Source organism: Actinocrispum sp. NPDC049592 (assembly GCF_040675465.1).
Lineage (GTDB): Bacteria > Actinomycetota > Actinomycetes > Mycobacteriales > Pseudonocardiaceae > Kibdelosporangium.
The window spans coordinates 142,657-165,117 of record NZ_JBFAPA010000027.1 but is presented as its reverse complement, the minus strand read 5'-3'; the positions used below and the strand labels follow the sequence as shown (position 1 = coordinate 165,117).

At 68.4% G+C, this 22,461-nt stretch carries 22 protein-coding genes; 12 read left to right on the top strand and 10 right to left on the bottom strand.

Features of this window, described 5'->3' with window-relative positions; translation table 11 throughout:
• Positions 1 to 111: 111 nt before the first annotated feature.
• Together AB0J95_RS47805 and AB0J95_RS47800 are read right to left on the bottom strand one after the other, a co-directional pair.
• Entirely contained in the window at positions 112 to 657 is a 546-nt protein-coding gene (locus tag AB0J95_RS47805) for a DUF1707 domain-containing protein (protein WP_364773064.1), read from the bottom strand.
• Between the two features lie 45 nt (positions 658 to 702).
• Positions 703 to 1,161 (bottom strand): MarR family winged helix-turn-helix transcriptional regulator, encoded by a 459-nt coding sequence (locus AB0J95_RS47800; protein ID WP_364773062.1) that lies wholly within the window; start codon positions 1,159 to 1,161, stop codon positions 703 to 705.
• Between the two features lie 82 nt (positions 1,162 to 1,243).
• Between AB0J95_RS47800 and AB0J95_RS47795 the strand changes: the two genes are divergently transcribed.
• From AB0J95_RS47795 to AB0J95_RS47780, 4 genes are all read left to right on the top strand, one after another.
• Positions 1,244 to 1,618, top strand: coding sequence for a cupin domain-containing protein (locus AB0J95_RS47795; protein WP_364773060.1), 375 nt, complete (start codon positions 1,244 to 1,246; stop codon positions 1,616 to 1,618).
• A 36-nt stretch (positions 1,619 to 1,654) separates the two neighbouring features.
• On the top strand, positions 1,655 to 2,221 hold the full coding sequence (locus AB0J95_RS47790) for a TIGR03086 family metal-binding protein (protein ID WP_364773059.1): 567 nt from the start codon (positions 1,655 to 1,657) through the stop codon (positions 2,219 to 2,221).
• 269 nt (positions 2,222 to 2,490) lie between these two features.
• The gene (locus tag AB0J95_RS47785) at positions 2,491 to 3,330 is read left to right on the top strand and encodes a MerR family transcriptional regulator (protein WP_364773058.1); all 840 of its coding nucleotides are present in this window, start codon (positions 2,491 to 2,493) and stop codon (positions 3,328 to 3,330) included.
• Between the two features lie 112 nt (positions 3,331 to 3,442).
• On the top strand, positions 3,443 to 5,665 hold the full coding sequence (locus AB0J95_RS47780) for a molybdopterin oxidoreductase family protein (RefSeq protein WP_364773057.1): 2,223 nt from the start codon (positions 3,443 to 3,445) through the stop codon (positions 5,663 to 5,665).
• Here AB0J95_RS47780 and AB0J95_RS47775 read toward each other — a convergent pair.
• Complete coding sequence (locus AB0J95_RS47775) at positions 5,662 to 6,243, bottom strand: helix-turn-helix domain-containing protein (protein WP_364773055.1); 582 nt, start codon at positions 6,241 to 6,243, stop codon at positions 5,662 to 5,664. The two genes, AB0J95_RS47780 and AB0J95_RS47775, sit on opposite strands and share 4 nt — an antisense overlap.
• Before the next feature lie 250 nt (positions 6,244 to 6,493).
• Between AB0J95_RS47775 and AB0J95_RS47770 the strand changes: the two genes are divergently transcribed.
• Together AB0J95_RS47770 and AB0J95_RS47765 are read left to right on the top strand one after the other, a co-directional pair.
• Positions 6,494 to 9,406, top strand: coding sequence for a PQQ-dependent sugar dehydrogenase (locus AB0J95_RS47770; RefSeq protein ID WP_364773053.1), 2,913 nt, complete (start codon positions 6,494 to 6,496; stop codon positions 9,404 to 9,406).
• Between the two features lie 152 nt (positions 9,407 to 9,558).
• Positions 9,559 to 11,961 carry a hypothetical protein gene (locus AB0J95_RS47765; protein WP_364773052.1) on the top strand — a complete coding sequence of 801 codons (2,403 nt, stop codon included), beginning with the start codon at positions 9,559 to 9,561 and terminating at the stop codon, positions 11,959 to 11,961.
• Here the strand turns inward: AB0J95_RS47765 and AB0J95_RS47760 are convergent.
• Entirely contained in the window at positions 11,917 to 12,504 is a 588-nt protein-coding gene (locus AB0J95_RS47760) for a DUF4406 domain-containing protein (RefSeq protein WP_364773050.1), read from the bottom strand. The two genes, AB0J95_RS47765 and AB0J95_RS47760, sit on opposite strands and share 45 nt — an antisense overlap.
• Positions 12,505 to 12,580: 76 nt before the next feature.
• On the opposite strand from AB0J95_RS47760, the gene AB0J95_RS47755 reads away from it, so the two are divergent.
• A complete protein-coding gene (locus AB0J95_RS47755) occupies positions 12,581 to 13,201 on the top strand; it encodes a hypothetical protein (RefSeq protein ID WP_364773049.1) in 621 nt (206 codons plus the stop codon).
• On the opposite strand, the gene AB0J95_RS47750 is transcribed toward AB0J95_RS47755, so the two are convergent.
• From AB0J95_RS47750 to AB0J95_RS47725, 6 genes are all read right to left on the bottom strand, one after another.
• Positions 13,185 to 14,528, bottom strand: a complete 1,344-nt coding sequence (locus tag AB0J95_RS47750) for a coproporphyrinogen-III oxidase family protein (RefSeq protein WP_364773047.1) — start codon at positions 14,526 to 14,528, stop codon at positions 13,185 to 13,187. The two genes, AB0J95_RS47755 and AB0J95_RS47750, sit on opposite strands and share 17 nt — an antisense overlap.
• 15 nt (positions 14,529 to 14,543) lie before the next feature.
• Positions 14,544 to 15,014, bottom strand: a complete 471-nt coding sequence (locus tag AB0J95_RS47745; RefSeq protein WP_364773075.1) for an NUDIX hydrolase — start codon at positions 15,012 to 15,014, stop codon at positions 14,544 to 14,546.
• Positions 15,014 to 15,652, bottom strand: a complete 639-nt coding sequence (locus AB0J95_RS47740) for a cytidylate kinase family protein (RefSeq protein WP_364773045.1) — start codon at positions 15,650 to 15,652, stop codon at positions 15,014 to 15,016. The genes AB0J95_RS47745 and AB0J95_RS47740 overlap by 1 nt, the downstream gene beginning before the upstream one ends.
• 51 nt (positions 15,653 to 15,703) lie before the next feature.
• Complete coding sequence (locus tag AB0J95_RS47735; RefSeq protein WP_364773044.1) at positions 15,704 to 16,237, bottom strand: SRPBCC family protein; 534 nt, start codon at positions 16,235 to 16,237, stop codon at positions 15,704 to 15,706.
• 118 nt (positions 16,238 to 16,355) lie between these two features.
• On the bottom strand, positions 16,356 to 16,727 hold the full coding sequence (locus tag AB0J95_RS47730) for a metalloregulator ArsR/SmtB family transcription factor (protein ID WP_364773042.1): 372 nt from the start codon (positions 16,725 to 16,727) through the stop codon (positions 16,356 to 16,358).
• Positions 16,728 to 16,760: 33 nt separating this feature from the next.
• Positions 16,761 to 17,327 (bottom strand): TetR family transcriptional regulator, encoded by a 567-nt coding sequence (locus AB0J95_RS47725; RefSeq protein ID WP_364773041.1) that lies wholly within the window; start codon positions 17,325 to 17,327, stop codon positions 16,761 to 16,763.
• Positions 17,328 to 17,636: 309 nt separating this feature from the next.
• On the opposite strand from AB0J95_RS47725, the gene AB0J95_RS47720 reads away from it, so the two are divergent.
• From AB0J95_RS47720 to egtD, 5 genes are all read left to right on the top strand, one after another.
• On the top strand, positions 17,637 to 18,053 hold the full coding sequence (locus AB0J95_RS47720; protein WP_364773039.1) for an FAD-dependent monooxygenase: 417 nt from the start codon (positions 17,637 to 17,639) through the stop codon (positions 18,051 to 18,053).
• A 110-nt stretch (positions 18,054 to 18,163) separates the two neighbouring features.
• Positions 18,164 to 19,372, top strand: a complete 1,209-nt coding sequence (gene egtA / locus AB0J95_RS47715; RefSeq protein WP_364773073.1) for an ergothioneine biosynthesis glutamate--cysteine ligase EgtA — start codon at positions 18,164 to 18,166, stop codon at positions 19,370 to 19,372.
• Positions 19,369 to 20,709, top strand: a complete 1,341-nt coding sequence (egtB, locus tag AB0J95_RS47710) for an ergothioneine biosynthesis protein EgtB (protein WP_364773037.1) — start codon at positions 19,369 to 19,371, stop codon at positions 20,707 to 20,709. Before egtA ends, egtB begins: the two co-directional genes overlap by 4 nt.
• A 3-nt stretch (positions 20,710 to 20,712) precedes the next feature.
• The gene (gene egtC, locus AB0J95_RS47705) at positions 20,713 to 21,486 is read left to right on the top strand and encodes an ergothioneine biosynthesis protein EgtC (RefSeq protein ID WP_364773035.1); all 774 of its coding nucleotides are present in this window, start codon (positions 20,713 to 20,715) and stop codon (positions 21,484 to 21,486) included.
• A complete protein-coding gene (gene egtD / locus AB0J95_RS47700) occupies positions 21,479 to 22,450 on the top strand; it encodes an L-histidine N(alpha)-methyltransferase (RefSeq protein WP_364773033.1) in 972 nt (323 codons plus the stop codon). The genes egtC and egtD overlap by 8 nt, the downstream gene beginning before the upstream one ends.
• Positions 22,451 to 22,461 lie beyond the last annotated feature (11 nt).

Sequence of the window (22,461 nt, the reverse complement as noted above, 5' to 3'; positions counted from 1 at the left end):
ACCACACCTGCTATGACGAACACACCGCCTGGGCCCACCGCACCCAAGATCACCAAACCGCCGCTTGACAAGCCACGGCCCTGGGATGTCTAACCGCTCACCGGAGCGAACTCAGTACCAGGACGAGCCCCGGAACACCTTGATGTTCCCCATGGTGATGTTGCCGCTGATGCGCACGAGGGGCCCACCCCGGTGCTCGGTCGAGCCGAACACCTTGCGCTTGCCCAAAGCCACCGTCCCGTCATCGATCACCACGGCGTCATGCGGCACGTTGATCTGCACCTTCCCGCAGAACGCCTCGGCCACGACGTGGACCTGTTCGCCGGCCTGCATTCCGGTCAGATCGAGGATCACGGCGCCGAAGAACGAGCGGATGTGCACCTCGCGGACGCCTTCGGCGGTGCGGATGATCTTGCTGAACGAGGCCTCGACCTCGAGGGCGGGTGGGGCGGCGGCGGTGACGCCGAGGTCGTTGAGCTGCGGTTCCAGTTCGCCCCGGGTGCGCGCGGCCCACACGCGGTTGCTGCGCTCGGCGTGCTCCTCCCAGGTGATCCGCCCGTCGGCCACCGCGGCGTCGAGGACCCGCGTCGCCTCCCACCGTTCGTCGTCGGACAACCGCATCGCCAGGTCACCGGACATCAGAACCCCCTCAGTCAACGATTATCTTATATCGAGAGGTATCTTAGCTGAAGAGACTCTTTCTCACCAGACGGGCCGCATCTTGACGCGTTCGTCGCCGTACCGGGAGTCGAGGTAGGCGGAGAGGTCCTGCCGGATGGCCTCGATCCGGTCCTGCCCCACGATCCCGGCCCAGTACTGCTCCACCTCGGTCCAGATCTGGTCGGCGAGCCGGACGTAGTCCCGGCCCCGCGCGGTCAACGCCAGGACCTGCGCCCGGCGGTCGGTGGGATGCGGGCAGCGCTCGATGTACCCCCAGCCGACCAGCTCGGCCACGGTCTTCGAGGCCGCCTGCTTGGTCACATCCAGCCGGGACGCCAGCTCGACGATGGTCACCGCCTCGGGCGTCTCGATCAGGTAGCGGAACACGTACCCGTGCGCGGGCCGCAGCGGCTCCCGGCCCAGCTCCTGCAGCCGGTCGTGCATCTGGTCGGTCATGGCCCGGTAGGTCATCGCAAACAGCAGCGGCACGGGTTCGCTCACCGAACTATGGTCAACCTAGTTGCCTATCTCGTCAACCTGGCTCTACGATGTGGTCAACCAAGTTGACCATCTAGGAGAAGCTGTGACTTTGGCAACGCGCGCCGACGCACCCGAGTTCACTGTCGGCGACTACACGTTTCACCCGTTGGCCGTGCCCTCGCGTGGCAGCAAGGAGATCGCGAGCTGGGCGCTGCGGGCCGCGCCGGGCGCCAGCAGCCCCGCACACCACCACTCACATGAAGTGATCTTCATCGTCACCAGCGGCCGGATGACCGCCACGGTCGGCGCCGAGACGGTCGAGGCTGGCCCGGGCGACGCCATCATCGTCCCCGCTCAGGAGCCGTTCGAACTGCGGAACGCGTCGGTCAGTGACCCGGCGTCGCTGACGGTCACGACTACCGTCGGTATGCAGGCGACGATGGACGGGAACACCTTCCCGCCACCCTGGTCGCTCTAGCGTGCATCTGGCCTCCAGCGGTGGTGAACTGATCAGATGGAGCTGCTGGAGGCACAGGCCAGCGCCCTGAGCGGGTGTGACTGGCTGGTCAAGGCGATCGGACCGGGCGACTGGTTCGAGCCGACGCCGTGCACCGACTGGACCGTGTACGACCTGCTCACCCACCTCGTGCGGGAACTGCTGTGGGTCCCGCCGCTGCTGGCGGGGCTGAGCATGGACGAGATCGGCGACCAGTTCGATCACGACGACGTGCTGGGCCTCGACCCGCTGGGCGCGTGGACCGAGGCGGCCACCAACGCCCGCGAGGCCTGGCTGCGGCCGGGCGCGCTGCAGGCCCGCGTCGAGCTGAGCTACGGCCAGGTCCCGGCGACCGAGTACGGCTGGCAGACCACCCTGGACCTGGCCGTGCACGGCTGGGACCTGGCCCAGGGCATCGGCGAGGCCTCACCCCTGCACGACGACCTCGCGGAGGCCCTGCTGCAGGTGTTCGAGCCGGAGGTCTGGCGCTGGCAGGGCACCGGCATCTTCGCCCCACCCGTGCTGGTCTCGGCTGATGCCGGCGCCCCCGCCCGCCTCCTGGGCATGCTCGGCCGAAAGCCCTAGCAGACCCTTCCGGCTGGCTTGACGTGGCGACCGTGTTCCCGGCTCGGCAGAGCGTCGATCGATCAGTGACGATTTCGGTGACTGAGATGACAGTCGCGTGAACTTCGACCTTGTCGTGTTCGCGGTGGACGCCGCTGGGGTTGACCCTCACGTTGCGTGAGGTTGGACGATGCGGTGCATGAGCGACTTCGCGCGCGTCCTAGGTGAGATCGATCAGCCGGTCGAGATCGTCGCCCCGGCATCAACGGTTGGGGGCGACAATGACGTTCATGGTTGATCCCGAGCTCGACGACGGTCGCACAGTGGGCTCGACCGCCGAGCTTCTGGGGGTGACCGTCCGCACGTTGCATCACTGGGACAAGATCGGCTTGGCGTCGCCGTCAGTCCGCACCACAGCCGGGTACCGCCGCTACACCGACGCGGACCTGCAGCGACTGCACCGGATCGTCGCTTATCGAGAGACCGGCCTCGGACTGGACGCGATCCGCGCGGTTCTCGACGACGCGACCACCGAGATCGGCGCTACCCTGCGTGAGCAACGCGCCCAGCTCGCCGAGCGGATCCACGACCTGCAACAGCTCGACGAACGCCTGGAACGGATGACCGAGGCACACGAACACGGAATCCTGCTGAGCGACGAAGAACAGTCGGCAACGTTCGGCCCGAACTGGGACCCGCGCGGATCTGGGCAGGCTCGCGTCTTGTGGGGAGACTTCCCGCAGTGGGCACAGTTCGCCGAACGCTCCGCCTCCCGCACGCGCGAACAGTGGCGGTCTGTCTCCGAGGCGATGTCCACGCTCCAACGTGACCTGGGCGATGCGCTGGACCAGGGCATGGTTGCGGGCAGTCCGGAGGCGAACGCGCTCGTCGAACGCCACCGCGAGGTCTTCTCGAACCTCTTCCCGCTCACCCGCCAGATGCAGGTGTGTTTGGGGCGAATGTTCGAGTCCGACCAGGGCTTCGCGGCGTACTACGACGGCATTCGCGCCGGGCTGGCCTCCTGGTTCCGGCAGATCATCGACGAGGCTGCTCGCGCTCACGGGATCGACCCGGACACGGCGACCTGGCAGTGTCCGACGGGGAGCCGCGAACCGGCACGGCCTCGTTGATGTGTACCCCGCGTGCCGAAGTTCCCGTGTGGGTCGCTTGTGGAGTACTGAACCGAATCAGCTACCTGAGACATAATCGACTTTTGTCACATGGGGCGGGTATGTTGCGGGAATGCCCGCTGAGTCGGTGAAGACCGCGTTCCGGACCTGCCCGTTGTGTGAGGCGACCTGCGGGCTGCGCATCACGTTGGATGGCGACCACGTCACGGATGTGCGTGGCGACCGTGAGGATGTGTTCAGTCTGGGGTTCATCTGCCCGAAGGGGGCGAAGCTGGGGGATCTCGATGAGGACCCGGACCGGCTGCGGGCGCCGTTGGTGAAGCGGGATGGGGTGTTCGTCGAGGTTTCGTGGGCAGAGGCGTTCGCGGAGGTGGAGCGCGGGCTGAAGCACGTCCGGGAGACGTATGGGCCGGGCGCGATGGCGTTGTATCTGGGCAACCCGGGTGTGCACACGATGTCCGGGCCGGTCTACAACGGGGTGCTCGCGAAGACGTTGGGGACGCGCAACATCTTCAGCGCGAGCACCAGTGACCAGATGCCCAAGCACGTGTCGTGTGGGTACATGTTCGGCGACCCGTTGGCGATTCCCGTGCCGGACCTGGACCGCACCGACTACCTGCTGATACTGGGCGCGAACCCGTTGGAGTCCAACGGAAGCCTGTGCACGGCACCCGATTTCCCCGGCCGGCTCAAGAAGATCCGCTCCAGGGGTGGGCGGGTCGTCGTGGTGGACCCGCGCCGCACGCGGACCGCGGACATGGCCGACCAGCACCTGTTCATCCGGCCGGGCACCGACTCGCTGCTGCTGTTCGCGTTGATCCACACCGTTTTCGCCGAGAACCTCGTGGGCGAGGTGCACCCGCTGGTCACTGGGGTCGACGAACTCCGGGAGCTGGCTGGGAAGTTCGCACCGGAGACGGTGGCGGACGCCTGCGGGATCGACGCAACGACCATCCGCCAGATCGCTCGCGACCTCGCGGCCGCGCCCACCGCGGCGGTGTACGGCCGGATCGGCACCACAGTCGCCGAGTTCGGCACGATCGCCAGCTGGCTGGTGGACGCGCTGAACGCGTTGACCGGCAACCTGGACCGCCCCGGCGGCGCGATGTTCCCGGCCGCCGTCACGCGTGCGGCTTATGTCCGTAAGCGCCCCTTCCGCACCGGCCGCTGGCAGAGCCGCGTGCGCGAGCTGCCCGAGGTGCTCGGCGAACTGCCGGTGGCCACCCTCGCCGACGAGATCACCGAACCGGGGGAGGGCCAGATCCACGGCCTGTTCACCGTCGCGGGCAACCCCGTGCTGTCCGCGCCGAACGGCCCGCGGATCGGCGAGGCGTTGGCGGGCCTGGACTTCATGGTCAGCGTCGACCCGTACCTCAACGAGACCACCCGGCACGCCACCGTGATCCTGCCGCCGCCGCGCGTGCTGCAGGCGCCTCACTTCGACTGGGCCTTCCACAGCCTGGGTGTGCGCAACTTCGCGAACTACTCACCGGCCGTCCTGCCGTTGCCCGCTGGGCGGCCGAGCGAGGCCGAGATCCTGATGCGGCTCATTCTGATCGCCGCCGGTCAGCCCGCCGACGGGGACATCCGGGGCGTCGAGGAGACGATGATCGGCGGCATCCTGGCCAAAGCCGTTGCCGCGCCTGGATCCCCGGTGGAAGGCCGCGAGGCCGCCGAGATCCGGCCGCTGCTCGACGGGGACACCCCGCTGGAGCGCTGGACCGACCTGATGGTCCGGCTCGGCCGGTACGGCGACGGGTTCGGCGCGAACCCCGGCGGCCTCACCCTCGAGGTCCTCAAGGACAACCCGCACGGCATCGACCTCGGCGCGCTGCAACCGCGGCTGGCCGAGGCGTTGTGCACCGCGGATGGCAAGGTCCAGCTGTGCCCGCCCGAGTTCGCCGCGGACGTCCCACGCCTGGAAGCGTCACTGGCCCAGCGCAAGCCGGGGTTCGTGCTGATCGGCCGCCGGCACCTGCGCTCGAACAACAGCTGGATGCACAACATCCCGGCGTTGGTCAGCGGCACCAACAAGTGCACGCTGCACATCAACCCCGCCGACGCCGAACGCCTGGAACTGACCGCGGGCCAGAAGGTTCAGCTGATCTCGCGGACCGGCACGATCGAGGTCCCGGTCGACTTCACCGACAAGATCATGCCCGGCGTGGTGAGCCTGCCGCACGGCTGGGGCCACTCCGCGCCGGACACGAAGATGGCGGTGGCGCAGAAGTCCGCTGGTGTCAACGTGAACGCCGTGACCGACGAGTCCATTGTGGACGTTCTATCGGGCACGGCCGTGTTCAACGGCGTCCCGGTGGAGATCAAGACGGCTTAGGGGCGATGCCGCCGGACGCTTTGCTCGACCAGGGTGAGCACTGGTTCCAGGTGTTCGGCGGGCAGGCCCATGGCCAGGTGGGAGACCAGGCCTTCCAGGACCAGCTCCAGGTAGGCCGTGAGCACGTTCACGTCGATGTCGTCGCGGAGGTTGCCCGCTTCGCGCTGGCGGAGCAGACGCCGGCGGGTGGCCTCGGTGAGGGCCTCCGAGCGTTCGGCCCAGCGGCCGCGGAACTCCGGGTCGGTGCGCAGCCGCCGCGAGACCTCCAGGCGCGTGCCCAGCCAGTCCGCCGGGCTCTCCTCGCCCTCCGGTGCCGACAGCAGGTCGCGCATCACCTGGACGAGACCCTGCTCGGCCACCACGTCGGCCATCCGGCGCGCCTCGTCCTCGGCCAGCGCCAGGAACAGCGACTCCTTGTCCCGGAAGTGGTGGAAGATCGCGCCCCGCGAGAGACCGGTGGCCTCCTCGAGCCGGCGGACGGTGGCGCCCTCGTAGCCGAACCGGGCGAAACAGGTCCGCGCGCCGTCCAGGATCTGGCGGCGGCGGGCGTCGAGGTGGTCCTGGCTGACGCGTGGCATCCGGGAATTCTAGCAGGACTGCAATCCGTACGTACGGATTGATAACCCCTGGGCTGCACACAGAGTAACGGATCGGGACGGGGATTGACACGAACCCGTCTGTGGGTGTGTGATCTGCCCCATAGATAGGAAAGTTTCTTATCTAATTCGAACCCGAGTTGAGACCCCGTAAGCGCCGCACTCAACCTCCGCCCCACTCATCCCTGCGAGGAGGCTTTTAGTGGCACCCCGATCCCGCTGGCGTGGACTCATGTCCTACGCCGCCGCAGGTATCACCGTGCTGGCGCTCATCCCTGTCTCGAGTTCCGTCGCCAACGCCGCCCCCGTGAAGTACGAGGCCGAAGGCGCGACGATCAGTCAGGGTGTCGTGGAGTCCAACCACACGGGCTTCTCCGGAACCGGTTTCGTCAACGGTGACAACGTTGTTGGCAGCAGTGTCGAGTTCACCGTGACCGCCGCCCAGGCAGGCAACGCGAGCCTGGTGCTCCGATACTCCAACGGCACCACGGTCGACCGCCCGATGGACATCTCGGTGAACGGCACGGTCGTGGCCGCGGCTCACAACTTCGGCAGCACCACCACCTGGGACACCTGGCAGGACGCCACCATCACCGCCGCGCTCACCGCGGGGGACAACAAGGTCAAGGCGACCGCCACCACCGCCAACGGCGGCCCGAACCTGGACTACCTGACCGTCGAGGCCGTCTCCGCGCCGCCGACCGGCAACGACCTCGAGGCCGAGGACGCCACGATCGGCCAGGGTGTGGTGGAGTCCAACCACACCGGCTTCTCCGGCCGCGGCTTCGTCAACTACGACAACGTGACCGGCAGCTTCGTCGAGTGGACGATCAACGGCCCGGGCACGGCCGACCTGGTTCTGCGCTACGCCAACGGAACCACGGTCAACCGCCCGATGAACCTCTCGCTCAACGGAACCGTCGTGGCGAGCAACGTCGCCTACAACGGCACCGGCAGCTGGGACACCTGGGCCACCACGACCACCCGCGTGACGCTTGCCGCCGGAGCCAACAAGTTCCGCGCCACGGCCACGACGGCCAACGGCGGCCCGAACGCCGACAAGCTGACCGTCAACAGCACCGACAACGAGCGGCCGACGCCGCCGCAGAACCTGCGCTCCACCGGTCACACCGCGAGCGGCGTCAGCCTGGCCTGGGACGCGGCGAGCGACAACGTGGGCGTCACCGGGTACGACATCTACACGCATGGCCAGCACAAGGGCAGCGTGGCGGGCAACGTCCTGACCACCACCATCGACGGCCTGGACTCCGACACCGACTACGACTGGTACGTGCTCGCCAAGGACGCGGCCAACAACGTCTCCGAGCCGAGCAACGTCATCAACGTGCACACCGATCCGGCACCGCCGGACAACGAGGCCCCGACCACGCCGGGCACGCTGAGCTCCACGGGCAAGACGGCGACCACTGTGGACCTCAAGTGGGGCGCGTCGACCGACAACGTGAAGGTGACCGGGTACGACATCTTCACCGACGGTGCCCAGTCCGGAAGTGCCGACGGTAGCGCGACAACGACCACTGTGGCCGGTCTGACCACGGGCAAGGAGTACAAGTTCAAGGTCCGTGCCCGGGACAAGGCCGGCAACCTCTCCGGCTTCACCAACGAGATCGCGGTCACCCCGGCCGCGGGCGGCCCGGCGGGCGTGCCGAACCCGGGCACTGTGTCCACATTGGCCAGTGGCGTGGATGTGGCTTGGGGCGTGGTGTTCCTGCCGGACGGCTCCGCGTTGTACAGTGAGCGCAACAACTTCAACATCACCCGGCTGACCAAGTCCGGCCAGAAGACCCTGGCGGGCAAGATCAGCCAGGCGGTCGGCACCGGCGGCGAGGGCGGCCTGCTCGGCCTCGAGGTCGGCCCGAACTTCGCCACCGACCACTGGTTGTACGTCTACCACACGGCTTCCGAGGGCAACCGGGTCATCCGGATCAAGTACGAGAACGGGGCGCTGGTCCAGAATACGTACCAGATCCTGATCCAGGGCATCGCCAAGAGCCGGTTCCACAACGGCGGGCGGCTGCGCTTCGGGCCGGACGGCAAGCTGTACGCCTCGGTCGGTGACGCGGAGAACCCGGACGGCAACCCGCAGAACAACAACTCGCTGAACGGCAAGATCCTGCGGATCAACCCGGACGGCAGCATCCCGTCGGACAACCCGTTCGGCAACGCGGTCTGGAGCAAGGGCCACCGCAACCCGCAGGGCCTGGACTTCGACTCGCAGGGACGGCTGTGGGAGGCCGAGTTCGGCGACAGCAGCCAGGACGAGGTGAACCTGATCCAGCGCGGCGGCAACTACGGCTGGCCGAACTGCGAGGGCACGCAGGGCAGCTGCTCGGGCTTCATCGCGCCGAAGAAGACCTGGTCCACCAGCTCCGCCTCGCCCAGTGGCCTGACGATCATCAACGACTACGTGTTCGTCGCGACGACCGTGGGCCAGCGGGTGTACCGGATGCGGATCGACCAGAACTCCAACCTGGTCGAGCAGCAGACCTACTTCCAGAGCACCTACAACCGTCTGCGCACAGTGGAAGTCGACCACGATGGCGACATCTGGCTGACCACCACGACCGACAAGGACGGTACCCCGAACAACGACCGGATCCTCCTGGTGGACATCGTGTACTCCGGGGGCGAACAGCCTGGCGAGTTCAAGCTGTCCAGCACCGCGTTCGCCAACAACGGCAACATCCCGGCGAAGTACACCTGCGCGGGTGACGGGTCCGCCGGTCAGGACCCGTCCCCACCGCTCTCGTGGGGTGCCGGCAACACGAACGCGAAGTCGTACGGCATCGTGTTCACCGACACCGCGAACGGAAACCTGCACTGGGCCATCTGGGACGTGCCGGTGACCTCCTTGCCGGAGAACCTCGGCGCGGGGTTCAATGTGCCTGGAATCACTGGTGCCAAACAGAAGGCGATGGGCAGCGGGGCGAACTCGCAGAAGTTCTTCGGTCCCTGCCCCGGCGGCTCGAACCACCTTTACCGGTTCACGCTCTACGCGCTGAACACGGCCACGGTGCCGGGCCTGACGTCGAGCTCCTCGATGGCCCAGATCGAGACCGCGATCAAGAATGCCAGCACGGGCAACACCGTGCTGGCGGGTAACTCCAACGCAAAGGCGGGGTAACCCACCCAAGCCGCCCGGGTGGCCGGACAACTGGCGGCGATCCGGCCACCCGGGCATCCAACCCAAGGTATCGATCCCCCCAACGGGCGCTGATAACCCGGACCCTCGTGGGTACTTTCCCTGCAGGGAGAGGACACACGAGGGGCTGCCGCATGGATCCCGACATACCGCCGGCCGTGCACCGGACCGTGCTGGTCGTGGACGTGGAACGGTTCTCCGACCACAGCCGCACCAACCCGCACCGGCTGACCGTGCGCGAGGCGCTGTACCGGATCCTGCGGTCGGCGTTCGCCAAGTACGGCATCGGCTGGGCGGACTGCCACCACGAGGACCGCGGCGACGGCGTTCTTGTCCTTGTCCCACCGGAAGTTGCCAAAAGCCTGTTCGTGGAACACCTGCCCGGCGAGCTCACCGAGCTGCTCGACGAGCACAACGCCACGCACGGCCCCGGCGAGCAGATCCGGCTGCGGATGGCCGTGCACGCCGGGGAGATCTACTACGACGCGCACGGAGTGGTCGGCCACGCCGTGAACCTCGCCTACCGGTTGATCGATTCCCCTGTGCTCAAGGCGGTTCTGACCGAGTCGGCGAACGCGCTGGCGCTCATCGCGTCGAAGTGGTTCTACGAGGAGGTTGTCCTGCACAGCATGACCGTGGACGCCACCTCGTACCGGCCGGTTCGGGTGCACGTCAAGGAAACCGACACCACCGCGTGGATCCGGGTCGCCGACGGCGGCAGTGACCACCGTCCACAACCATCAGGTCCACAGTGGACAGCGTCGGACGAGTCGGCGCGACGGCTGGGTGCGCGCCGCACGGCGTACCCATTGGACCTGAGCATCGCCGAGCTGCACACGCGCGGACTCTATGTGCCCGCGACGTTCTCGAACCTGACTCGTGGCGCGGAGAGCGCGTCGGTCGAGGACATCGTCGCCGAGGTCGAGGCCGGGTCGTCGGTGCTGATCCTGGGCGAACCGGGCAGCGGCAAAAGCGTTGCCAGCTATGCGTTGCTTCGGCGGCTGCGCGAGCACACGCCCGCGATCGCCGTGCGGATGACCGAGCTGCGGCGGGTGCTGGACGGGGTCGCCGTCAACGCCCCGCTCGCCGCCGCCCTGTACGGCGAACACCCGCGCTCGGTGCTGGTGATCGACGGTCTGGACGAGACGCTGGGGGAGTTCGGGTCGGCGGCGGACCTGTCCGATCTGCTGCACCAGCTCAGCGAGAACTTCGTGATCGTGGTGACCTGCCGCCGCCGGGAGTTCGAGGACAACCTGGCGCACTCCATGGAAAGCGGCGCGTTCCACCGGATCGTCGCCATCGACCCGTGGACGTTCGACGGCCAGTTCACCGAGTTCGTCACCCGGCTGATCACGGCCGGGCTGCTGGACGGGCCGGCCCTGCTGGCGATGATCGAGCGGTCGCCCGGCCTCGCGCGGATGGTCACGCGGCCGCTGTACGCGCGGATGCTCACGTTCCTGGGCAAGGACAAACTGCCTGCCGTCACTGACGTTTCGTCGCTGTACGGCGAGTACATCGACGCGCTCGCCACCGCCAGCGACGCGTCGCTGGTCCGCGCGGGCTGCCGGATGCCGGTGTCCTCGAACGAGATCTGGATCGAGGCGGCCTGGCAGATCTACTCGCGGGGCATGCTGCACGAGGACCGGTTCGGCTTCGACTCGGTCGTCGCCCTGGTCGCCGAGCGGACCGGCGCGTCCGAGCGCTGCCTGGCGCGGGCGTTGAGCCAGGTCTGCGACCAGTGGCGGGGTGCGGGGCGGGTGTGGGGCCGGTTCGTGCACTACTCGTTCTTCGAGTACCTGGTCAGCCGCCAGTACGTGCGCCGGCTCAACCGGGCCGCGACCACCTCCGAGCTGATCGAGTGCCTGTCGCTGGATCCCTCGCCGGAGATCCGGCATTTCGTGGTGGACGAGCTGCGGCTGGCCCCGGTGCCCGGTCTCGCCGAGGCACTCGAACAGGCCTATCTGCGGCTGTGGTCGTCGAACGCGGACCTCTCCCGGGTCCGCACGACCGGGAACCTCATCGCGTACCTGTTGTCCCGCGCGGTTCACGACGGGCATGCGACCTTGCAACGGCTGGCAGCACGCGAGACCGACATGTTCCTGCAGCAATCCTTGTTGTGGGGCCTGTGCCATCTCGGTGATGACGAGGCGCTGACCAGGTTCGTCCGGGAGATGCGGGCCTCGGCCCAATGGCGGGCGTGGAACCGGGGCTACCTGATGTACTACTACGGGGACATCGACCGCCGGACCGATCCGCCTTACGTGGACACCGACAGAGACCGCGGCTGGGGCCGCACCCGCGAGCGGTCGATCGCGCTGATGTCCGCGAACGGTTACCAGGAACAGATCCCGGCCCAGCGCCGGTACCTGGACCTGTACATCCTGTACGACTACGCGGTCTGGCGGGGCGAGCTGCTGTCCGGGGCGGCCGCGCGGGTGGCCCGGGACTCGCTGGCCGCGCTGTGGGCCGACCCGCGGGTGGAGGGCTCGCTGCTACTGGAACTGCAGGCCATGCACGCTGTGGTCTGTCCCCAGTGACAACTCCGGGAACAGCTCACCGAGCAGGCCGGGCGGGAAGCCGTGCAACGTGTCGTGCACGCTGTCCAAGGCGCCCAGAACCCACTGCTCGGTCAGCTTCCGCCCGGCGCTGTCCTCGATCGGCAGTCCGAGGGTCAGTGCGAGCACGGCCTCCACGCGCGCGCCCCGGCTGTAGCGCCAGCCATCGGCCAGGACGAGGGTGCCGACATGCCGCCTGATGATGCGCTCGCACAGCTCGTCGTAGTCGTGCTGGTCCAGGCCGTCGAGCTGGAACGTGGACGGGTCGATCACGCTGCGGCCGGCGAACCGGCGGCGGGTGTCCGCGGCCGCGGCGCGGGCGTCGGCCTTGTTCGGTTCCAGCACCTTGAGCCGCCATTCGTCCGCGTAGTCCCGGCGGAGATCATTCCGGTCGAATCGCGACAGCTGCCGCATCAGCTCCAGCTCGCGAATACCCGAACTCACCGGGCAGGCGACGTACACGGCGTCGCAAAGATCGATCGCGGCCAGGGCCTGCATTGCCGCTTCCAATGCCTGTGTGCGCACCAGTCGGTTCTCCCCTCTGCGCTATGGTCGGCCCATCGTTGCACGCACGGACGCCACTTCCCCGAATTTCAAGCCAATGGGTGAACCATGGATTTGTGTCGACGGTGTCGACGGCGTCGGTAAGACCACGATCACCGGTGCGTTGGCCGCCGCGTTGTCGATCTCCGCGGCGCCGGAGTTCTCTTCGGCGCCGTTCGGGCAGGCGCTCAAGTCGGCGGTGCGCAGTTCCCCGCACTACATATCGACCAGTCCGGCCGGGCAGTCGCTGGTCTTTCTCGGCGATTTCTTCGAGGTGTACTCGTCCGCCGTCGCGCCCCGGGTGCGTGACGGTGAACCGGTGATCAGCGACCGTGGTTATCTGAGCAAATACGCCTACCAGGAGGTCGTGCTTTCCAGTCGGTACGAGCCGGCCGCGGCCCGTCGGCTGCTGGATGCCGTTTTCGCGTTCCTCCCGCCGCCCGCGCTGACGATTTATCTGACCGCGCCGGTCGATGTACTGGTCGACCGGCTGATCCGGCGGGACGGCTCGTGTGACGATTCCCGGCGCGAATTCCTGGTCCAGGCGGACCGGGCCGCCCGCGCACGACTGCGGCGGGAGCCGATCCTGCCGTCGATGATCCTCGACACCAATCGCCCGGTCGCCGAACTGCTCGCCGAGATCGAACCGGTGGTCCGCTGGACTATTCGTCGTAGCTGAATTCGTTGATCCTGGTGGCCACCTCCTCGCTGAACAGAGTCTGGGACATCAGATCGCGATACCTGACCCCGGCTTTTGTGAGAGTGACGCGGTCCGGATTCACGGCGCACAGACCGAGGTCGGCGAATTCCCGGAACTCGTCCGCGAACTCCTCGACCGGGTCGTAACCGGTCAGCGTCCGGCACCAGGCCCGGTCGAGCGACATCAGGTTGAGCGCGGTGAGTTTGTGCACCCGTTCCCGTGCGGTCATCACATATCCGTCGGTGATCGGAGACCGTCCTTCACCCACATGCCGGTGGTAGTCGGCCAGGGTCGACTTCCGCGAGCGCACCGAATAGCCGTTGCGGAAATCGAGGTTCCAGAGATAGCTGCGGGCGCCCGCGCCGAGCCCGAGCACATTGCGCATTCCCCAGTGGTTGACCTTCTGCACATACCCGCCGCCGTCGCGAACCCAGCGGACATGGGTCTCCTGCCGGTAGCCGGCGTCCCGCAGGATCTGGTCGGCCAGCTCGTAGCGCCGGTACAGCGTGGCACCGTCTATTGTGGAGTACCCACGTCTGCTGTAACCGGTGAACGGCCGCAGGGTCAGCGAGTAGGCGCAGATGGTCGGCGGCCCGACGGCCGCGACCTGTTCCACCGAGCGCTGCCAGCTTTCGTCGGTCTGGCCGTCCAGGCCGTAGATCAGGTCCACGCAGACGTTGGCGAACCCGGTCCTCAAGGCGTCCTCGAGCAGCGTCAGCCCGGCGCTGTCCGGGCGGTCGCGGCCGAGGTGCCGGACCTCGTCGCCGGCCATCGACTGGTAGCCGAGGTTGATCCGGTTGATGCCGCTTGCCTTGATATCCCTCAGCTTCACACTGTCCACTGTGGCCGGATCGACCTCCAGCGCCGTCTCCTCGGGGAAGTCGCCGGGGTTGACCGCGAACAGGCCGAGCAGCTTCGTCACCAGGAGTTCGAGCTGCGCTGGGGCAAGCAAAGAAGGCGTGCCACCGCCGAGGTAGAGCGTGGCGATGGCCTTGCGGTCGGTCAGTCCGGCGTACTGCTGGGCTTCCGCGATGACGGCGTCGACATAGCCGTCGAGATCGTTGTGCGCGGCGCCGACCGCGTAAAGGTTGCAGAACCGGCAGATCTGCCGGCAGAACGGGACGTGCACGTACAGGTTCAGGTCATCGAAACGGTGCAGGGAACGGGAGATCAGGCCGGGTAAGTTCGTGCCGCGGTCGAAGGGACGGTAGGCCTGGCGCGGCGGGTACATGTACACGTAGTCCGCGTGGTCCTGGCGGGCGATGAGATGGCCGAGGAGCCCGGTTCGTTTCGCGAGTAAACGCAAGGGACCTCCATTAGCTCATTGGCTCTGCAGGGTGAAGCGACCGCCTTTGAGTTCTTCGAGGAAGTTGCGGGTGTTCGGCGAGAGATCGTGCCGGTGCATCAGATCTTCGATGGCGTGGTATTCGGCCATGTCGTGCGTGTCGAGCTCGATCACCTGCGGGTCGCCGGCCAGAATGCGCGCGAGAAACCAGGTGTACACCATCCGGCAGCCGTCCTGCACGAAACTGCGGGTGCCCAGCTCCTTGTGCACCAGGACCTCGACGCCCATTTCCTCGTACAGTTCCCGGGTCGCGGCGGCCTCGGCGGTTTCGGTGTGCTCCAGCTTGCCGCCCGGGATCTCCCATTGCTTCAACGTCGCCGTGTTCCGGTGCAACAGCAGGACGCGGTTCTTCGCATCGGTGATCACACAACCGGCCAGACGGATTTCCCGCATGGACCCGGGATGGTAGCGGCTTTCCCGAAGCTGAAAGACGCACTGGTACGGCATCACGACACGTTCACGCCATCGTGAACACGACGAGACCTGTCCTGGTGATCGAAGACAGCCTTCAGCAACCGTTCGTGGAAGACCGCGATACCTCTGCGCGCATCGGCGATGGACGCCCGTGAGATCAGCTCCGAGTTGTCCAGGACCAGGTCATAAGGGCTCCGGTCGGTCATGATGTCGGCGTTCAGCAGCCCGCCGAGCCGTTCTGCCGCCGCGGTGTCCTTCCGTTCGAGCAGCCGGCGGCATTCCGGCAGCGACAGGAACGGGCCGTGGGGTTCCTGGGAAACGCGGACCTTGAGCGTGCGCGACCGGATGTCCGACTCGATGAAGATCCGTAGGCAATTGGCCACATCGGGTAACCACGGCGCCGACCACGAGTCGAACACGGTGTTGTCGCGCGTTTTCAGCAGGTGCTCGAGATGGGCGTTGAGCTCCTCGTCGACCGGCCGCTCGTCACGCAGTTTCTCCACCTCGCCGAAGCGGGACTGCCAGAGCGTGTTGCTTTCCCGGTTCGCGATTCCCAGGCGGCCGAACATCAGCGCACTGGCCGAGACATATCCGAATCCCAGCCGGCGGGCCACCAGCAGCGCGTGCGTTGTCTTGCCCGCTGCCGTCAAGCCCGAGATGGTGATGTTCATGCCGGACCCCGACCTCCAGTGACATCACACTAGAGGCTATTCCGTGGGGGCTCAGTCGGCAGTGTCGGCTGACGCAGAGTCGGTGAGCTCGGCGATGATCCCGTCGAAATACGGTTTCATCGCGGGGTAGTAGTCCGCGAAGAAGTCGGGCTTGGCGGTGTCCTCGCGGGCGGCCACGAACACGTCGAGGTAGTACTCCCAGCCCGGGCCGGCGTCGCTGGCCTTGGACGGGTCGTCGAGGTGGTGCACGAGCCGCAGCTCGGTGACGCCGCCGGTCTCCTGAAGCAGCGCTTCGAGGTGCCAGATCTCCTCGCCCTCCGCGGTCGACACGGCCAGCCGGGCCGGCGGTTCGCAGGCGTCGATGCGCAGGTCCATCTTGGGTTCGCCCTCCTCGAACACCATCTGGACCTTGATGACCCGGCCCGGGCCGGGCTCGCCGGTCCACGGGCCGAACCAGCGGGCGGTGCGCTCGGACTCGGTGAGGCTGGCCCAGACGTCCTCGACGGGCGCGCGGAACGTTCTGGTGAGCACCAGATCCGCGCCTGTACTGGTCGGGAACAGCCGTCCGGTGGGGATCGGGCTCATGACTGTTCCGCCTCCCCGGACTCATCCCTCTTGGTTGCGTTGGGCGGGCATGGTCCAGTTCGGTACGTGCCGGTGACTGGGTTGCGTCCCGTTCCCCTTGGGTGCGGTTGGGAGGGGGTCATGCCGTCTCGTCCTTTCGTTGAGCTGCTTGGGTCTCTTCATGTCGGACGCGGTGCTCGCGGCGGGTCCGGTAGACCTCGGTCTCCAGCGCGTCGAGCCGGTGCTCCCAGCCGGACGCCCGGCTGAACTGCGCCAGCCACCGCTCCAGCTCGCCGAGCCGGTCCGGCACGAGCAGGTAGAACCGTTGCCGGCCAACGAGGTCGTCGCGGACGAGGCCGGCCTCCCTGAGCACGCGCAGGTGACGGCTGACCGCGGGCCGGCTGATCTCGAACCGGTCCGCGATCTGCCCGGCCGACAGCCGCCCGGCGCGCAGCATCACCAGGATCTCGCGTCGCACCGGATCGGCGATCGCGCCGGCCACGTCGTCCACGCCGGAAGCGTAACCCATCGGTTACGCATCCCGTCAAGCGCTCTCGCTCAGCAGCCCGTCCAGCACCAGCCGGACCGAACGCTGCACGTCCAGCGCGGGGACCGGGCGGGTGAGCACCTCGGTGATCAGGCCGTCCAGGCAGGCCAGCAGGATCCGGGCGTGGCCCTCGGGGTCGGGCGAGCCCAGCCGGTCCAGCCAGCGCCCGCCGAGCTGCCAGTAGCGCACCGACCAGCCCAGCACCGCGTCGCGGATCTCCGGGCGCCAGGCCGCCTCGAGGAAGATCGCCCGCCGCGCGAGGGTGAGTTCCCGCTCCTGGTCGGTCATGTACAGCACCATGTCGGTCAGCCGCCGGGCGAACGCGTCGCGGTCGACCACACCCTCGACCTTGCCCAGCAGGTCGCCCAGCAGCGACTGCTCGGTCTTCACCAGGTGCCCCAGGACGCCCTGGATCAGCGCGTCCCGGGTGCGGAAGTGGTTGGAGGTGCTGCCCTTGGGCAGCTCGGCGGCGGCGTCCACGGACAGGTGGGTCAGCGCGCGCGGGCCGCCCCGGGCGAGGACGGACACCGCACCGATCAGGATCTCGTTCCGGCGAGTAGGCACCGGTGCAGAGTACTACGAGCCGAACTATTCCCGTAGTAGCCTCGCCGTAGGACGGAACGGTCATCATGGGCTCGGGGCCGTCCCGGACGGTGCCGTCCGGACCGGTGTCGAAGTGTCCGATGTGGACTCCATTGACGCCGGTACGGTGGGCGGCGCGGACGGCATCAACAGCGTGGTGCGGCAGCAGGTCTTCGGCACCGCGCCACCGCGCTACTCGCCGATACAAGGCGTGGCGCGGACATCTGCCCGGCGGGGTACGGCCCGCTGGGCGAGATTCTGGGCCGGGGCAGGAAGTCCGGCATCACCGGGATGGAGGGCGGCCGGGCCAACTGGTTCGCGCCACTGTGGGCGCCCGAGTGCAGGCAGCACCCGGAGTGGCGGCGGGCCGCGGAAACGGACATTCTCCGTCACGACTTGTATTTCACCGGGCCATCTTTACGCACATTCGTGCGCGGACGTGTGGCCCTGGTTGGTGATGCGGCTCACGCTGTGACACCGGACCTCGGGCAGGGCGCGTGCCGGGCGCTGGTCGACGGTGCCACTCTCGGTGACTGGCTGGCGAAACATCGCCGCGAGGAGGCGTTTTCCCGCTACGACCTGCTGCGCCGCAAGCCTTTCCAGGGGGTGGCCCGGGCCGCTCGGCAGGCCGGATTGCCCACCATGCGCCCAGGACCGGCCGCTGTGCGCGATGGACTGCTCCGAGCGGGCGCTTTCCTGCTGCGCTGAGTGATCGCCCCTGGACCAAGGGCGGCCGTAAGTTCCCCGCAATGAAAATGTCGGTGGGCGAGGGTAGCGTCGATCGCGGTTCCGGCGAAGGAGATCGAACCGTGACGATTATGCATGACACACCCGTCGACGAGCCGGGCCACCGGCTTCGCGACCGGGTCGAGGCCGAGGCCTATGTGGCCTCGGTGTGTTTCAAGCACGGGCCACCGCGGCTGGTCGGCGTGGAGCTCGAATGGACAGTCCACCACGTCGACGACCCGTCCCGCCCGCTGACGGCCGAGGTGCTCAGCACCGCACTCGGGCCGCACGCTCCACGAACGCTCAGTCCCGAAAGTCCCCAAGAAGTCCTTCCCGGTGGCTCCCCGCTCAGCATGGAGCCGGGAGGCCAGGTCGAGATCTCGGCGCTGCCGCAGGATTCCCTGGCCGGTCTTCACGCCACTGCCGCCGCGGACACCCGCTATCTCAGCGATCTGCTGGCCACTCATGGCCTCGCGCTGGGTACGAGCGCGATCGATCCATTCCGGACCCCGCGGCGTGTGCTGGACACGCCGCGCTATTCCGCGATGGAGAAGGCGTTCGCGCCGCTCGGCACGCACGGCGTCACCATGATGTGCAACACGGCCGGGTTCCAGGTGTGCGTCGACGCGGGTGAGGCCGGCCAGATGGCGGCCCGCTGGGCGGCGGTGCACGCGCTCGGCCCGCCGATGATCGCCCTGTTCGCCAACTCGCCCGTGATGCTCGGCCGGGACACCGGCTGGGCGTCCAACCGGTCGCGCGCTGTGCTCAACACCGACCCGGTGCGCAGCTTCCCCAGCGTGTGCGACGACGACCCGGCCGCGAGCTGGGCCAGACGTGTGCTGGACACCCCGTTGCTCTGCCTGCGAAGACCGGGCGACTCCTGCTGGGAGGCGCCCGCGGGCGTCACCTTCGCGGACTGGATCGCCGGCGCGCTGGACCGGGCGCCCACTCTCGACGACCTGGACTACCACATCTCCACCCTGTTCCCGCCGGTGCGCGCGCAGGGCTACCTGGAGGTCCGGTACATCGACGCGCAGCCCGGCGACCGGTGGCTCGCGCCCGCGGCGCTGCTGCTCGCCCTGCTGTCCACTTCGGACACGGTGGCTCGCGTGCTCGACGTGTGCGCACCGGTCGCCGACTGCTGGGAGGGCGCGGCCCGGCACGGGTTGCGGGACGAGAAGCTCGCCAGGGTGGTCGAGGAGGTGGCTGCCATGGGGCTGGCCGCGCTCGACCTGCCCGCTGCCGAGACGGCCGCGGTGACCGGCGACATCGAGGACAGACTTCGGAAGGCCAGGGCATGACCACGCCTAAGGAAATCGGCACAGAGGATATCGAGGCTTTGCGCGACCGCGTGGCCGGGCACCTGGCCCGTTCGCGCGCCCGCAGCACCGCGCTGACCGACGCGGTGGACGACGACGATCTGGTCAAGCAGCACTCCAAGCTGATGTCGCCGCTGGTCTGGGACTTCGCGCACATCGCCAACCAGGAGGAGCTGTGGCTGGTGCGCGATGTCGGCGGCCGCGAACCGGTCCGCCAGGACATCGACGAGATGTACGACGCGTTCCAGCACCCGAGGGCCGACCGGCCCGCGCTGCCGCTGCTGTCACCGACGGAGACCCGTTCGTACGTCAGGGAAGTCCGCGACAAGGTGATGGATGTCCTGGCCAGCACCCGGCTCGAGGGGCGGCGGCTGGTCGAGGACGCGTTCGCGTTCGGCATGATCGTGCAGCACGAGCAGCAGCACAACGAGACCATGCTGGCCACGCACCAGCTTCGGGCCGGCGACCCGGTGCTGCACGCGCCCGCGCCGCCGGACCCGGCAGGCCCGGTGCTCAACCGCGAGATCCTGGTGCCGGGCGGTCCGTTCACCATGGGTACGTCGGTCGAGCCGTGGGCGCTGGACAACGAACGCCCGGCGCACCAGGTGCACGTCGACGCGTTCGTGATCGACAAGTACCCGGTCACCAACGCGATGTACGCCGAGTTCATCGCCGCGGGCGGGTACGACCAGCAGCAGTGGTGGTCGGACACGGGCTGGGCGTACCGGCAGAAGGCGAACCTGGCGAGGCCGCGGTTCTGGATCCGCGACGGGGATCGCTGGCTGCGCAACGGGTTCGGCGTGGTCGAGCCGATCGTGCCGGACGAACCCGTTGTGCACGTGTGCTTCTACGAGGCGGAGGCGTTCGCGGCCTGGGCGGGCAAGCGGTTGCCGACCGAGGCGGAGTGGGAGAAGGCGGCCCGCTGGGACCCGGCGACCGGCCGGTCCCGCCGATACCCCTGGGGCGACGACGATCCCACGCCGGAGCGGGCCAACCTCGGCCAGCGGCACCTGCGCCCGGCCCGGATCGGCGCGTACCCGGCCGGTGAGTCGCCGCTGGGCGTGGCGCAGCTGATCGGCGACGTGTGGGAGTGGACGTCCAGCGACTTCCTCGCCTACCCGGGGTTCGTGCCGTTCCCGTACCGGGAGTACTCCGAGGTGTTCTTCGGGCCGGACTACAAGATGCTGCGTGGAGGTGCGTTCGGCGTGGACCAGGCGGCCTGCCGGGGCACGTTCCGCAACTGGGACTACCCGATCCGGCGGCAGATCTTCAGCGGGCTGCGGCTCGCGCGGGATCCGCGGCCGGACGAGGTCCGCTAGCCGATGTGCCGCCATCTGGGCTACCTCGGCCCCGCCGTGCCCGTCGCCGGGCTGGTGCTCGACCCGCCGCACTCGCTGCTGCGGCAGAGCTGGGCGCCCGCCGACATGCGGGCGGGCGGGACGATCAACGCCGACGGGTTCGGCGTCGGCTGGTTCGCCGGTGCCGCACCGGTGGTCTATCGCCGGGCGAGTCCCATGTGGACGGACCCGGCGCTGGACGGCCTGCTGCGGCCGGTGTCCGCCACCGGTGTGCTCGCCGCGGTCCGGTCGGCCACGGCCGGCATGCCGGTGGTCGAGACGGCCGCGGCGCCGTTCACCGACGGGCTCTGGTTGTTCAGCCACAACGGGGTGGTCCGCGGCTGGCCGGACTCGGTGGCGTCGCTGGCCGGGAAGCTGCCGGTGACCGACCTGATGACATTGGACGCGCCCACCGACGCGGCCCTGCTGTGGGCGTTGGTCCGCGCCCGGCTCCGGGATGGACAGTCCGCTGTGGACGCTGTCGGCTCGGTCGTGCTGGACGTCGAGGCCGCCGCACCCGGATCACGCCTGAACCTGATGCTCACCGATGGGCGCTCGCTGGTCGCGACCGCCTGGACCCACTCGCTGTCGACGCTGCTCACCGCGGACTCCGTGGTGGTCGCGTCGGAGCCGTGGGACCCCGATCCGCGCTGGACGCCGGTGCCGGATCGCCACATCGTCACGGCGGCCATCACAAGTGGCCCGCCCTCACTCGCCGTGCACCCGCTCGGCGCCTACGAACAGGGAACCCATGACTGAACCGGTGGTGGACGTCCACCTGGCCGAAGACCACGCCGCCCGCGCCCTGGCCTCGGACGCCCGCGCAGGCCTGTCCGCATCGCCGAAGTCCTTGCCGCCCAAGTGGTTCTACGACGCCCGGGGCAGCGAGCTGTTCGAGCAGATCACCCGGCTGCCGGAGTACTACCCGACCCGCGCGGAGCGGGAGATCCTGCACGCGCGGGCCGGTGAGATCGCCGCGACCAGCCAGGCGCACACGTTGGTGGAGCTGGGGTCCGGCTCCTCGGAGAAGACCAGGCTGCTGCTGGACGCGTTGCGGGACGCGGGCACGCTGCACCAGTTCGTGCCGCTCGACGTGTCCGGCAGCGCGTTGCGGGACGCGGCGGCGGCGTTGGCCGAGGACTACCCGTCGCTGCTCGTGCACGGGGTGGTCGGCGACTTCACCGAACACCTCGCCCTGCTGCCGGGCGAGGCTCCCCGGGTGGTCGCGTTCCTCGGTGGCACGATCGGCAACCTGCTGCCCGCGGAACGCGCGAAGTTCCTCTCCTCGCTGCGGGACGTGCTGGAGCCGGGGGAGTGGCTGCTGCTGGGCACCGACCTGGTGAAGGACGCCGAGACCGTGCGGGTGGCGTACGACGACTCGGCGGGCGTGACGGCCGAGTTCAACAAGAACGTCCTGCACGTGCTCAACCGGGAGCTGGGCGCGGACTTCGACGTGGACGCGTTCGACCACGTGGCCCTGTGGGACGCGGGGCAGGAGTGGATCGAGATGCGCCTGCGGGCCACGCGGGCGATGCGGGTGCACGTCCCCAAGCTCGGCATGACGGTGTCGTTCGAGGACGGCGAGGAGCTGCGGACCGAGATCTCCGCGAAGTTCCGCCGCGAGGGCATCACCGGTGAGCTGGCCGAGGCCGGGTTCGAGCTGTCCCGATGGTGGACCGACACCCAGAACCGTTTCGGGCTGTCCTTGTCCAGAGCTGTCTAGGGCTGTCCAAA

Bases quoted from the DNA above. Each gene is read 5' to 3' on its own strand.
- AB0J95_RS47790 (WP_364773059.1), top strand. From the start codon at position 1,655: ATGGAGCTGCTGGAGGCACAGGCCAGCGCCCTGAGCGGGTGTGACTGG.
- AB0J95_RS47785 (WP_364773058.1), top strand. From the start codon at position 2,491: ATGGTTGATCCCGAGCTCGACGACGGTCGCACAGTGGGCTCGACCGCC.
- AB0J95_RS47780 (WP_364773057.1), top strand. From the start codon at position 3,443: ATGCCCGCTGAGTCGGTGAAGACCGCGTTCCGGACCTGCCCGTTGTGT.
- AB0J95_RS47775 (WP_364773055.1), bottom strand. From the start codon at position 6,243: ATGCCACGCGTCAGCCAGGACCACCTCGACGCCCGCCGCCGCCAGATC.
- AB0J95_RS47770 (WP_364773053.1), top strand. From the start codon at position 6,494: ATGTCCTACGCCGCCGCAGGTATCACCGTGCTGGCGCTCATCCCTGTC.
- AB0J95_RS47765 (WP_364773052.1), top strand. From the start codon at position 9,559: ATGGATCCCGACATACCGCCGGCCGTGCACCGGACCGTGCTGGTCGTG.
- AB0J95_RS47755 (WP_364773049.1), top strand. From the start codon at position 12,581: ATGGGTGAACCATGGATTTGTGTCGACGGTGTCGACGGCGTCGGTAAG.
- AB0J95_RS47745 (WP_364773075.1), bottom strand. From the start codon at position 15,014: ATGCCGTACCAGTGCGTCTTTCAGCTTCGGGAAAGCCGCTACCATCCC.
- AB0J95_RS47740 (WP_364773045.1), bottom strand. From the start codon at position 15,652: ATGAACATCACCATCTCGGGCTTGACGGCAGCGGGCAAGACAACGCAC.
- AB0J95_RS47735 (WP_364773044.1), bottom strand. From the start codon at position 16,237: ATGAGCCCGATCCCCACCGGACGGCTGTTCCCGACCAGTACAGGCGCG.
- AB0J95_RS47720 (WP_364773039.1), top strand. From the start codon at position 17,637: ATGGAGGGCGGCCGGGCCAACTGGTTCGCGCCACTGTGGGCGCCCGAG.
- egtA (WP_364773073.1), top strand. From the start codon at position 18,164: ATGCATGACACACCCGTCGACGAGCCGGGCCACCGGCTTCGCGACCGG.
- egtB (WP_364773037.1), top strand. From the start codon at position 19,369: ATGACCACGCCTAAGGAAATCGGCACAGAGGATATCGAGGCTTTGCGC.
- egtC (WP_364773035.1), top strand. From the start codon at position 20,713: ATGTGCCGCCATCTGGGCTACCTCGGCCCCGCCGTGCCCGTCGCCGGG.
- egtD (WP_364773033.1), top strand. From the start codon at position 21,479: ATGACTGAACCGGTGGTGGACGTCCACCTGGCCGAAGACCACGCCGCC.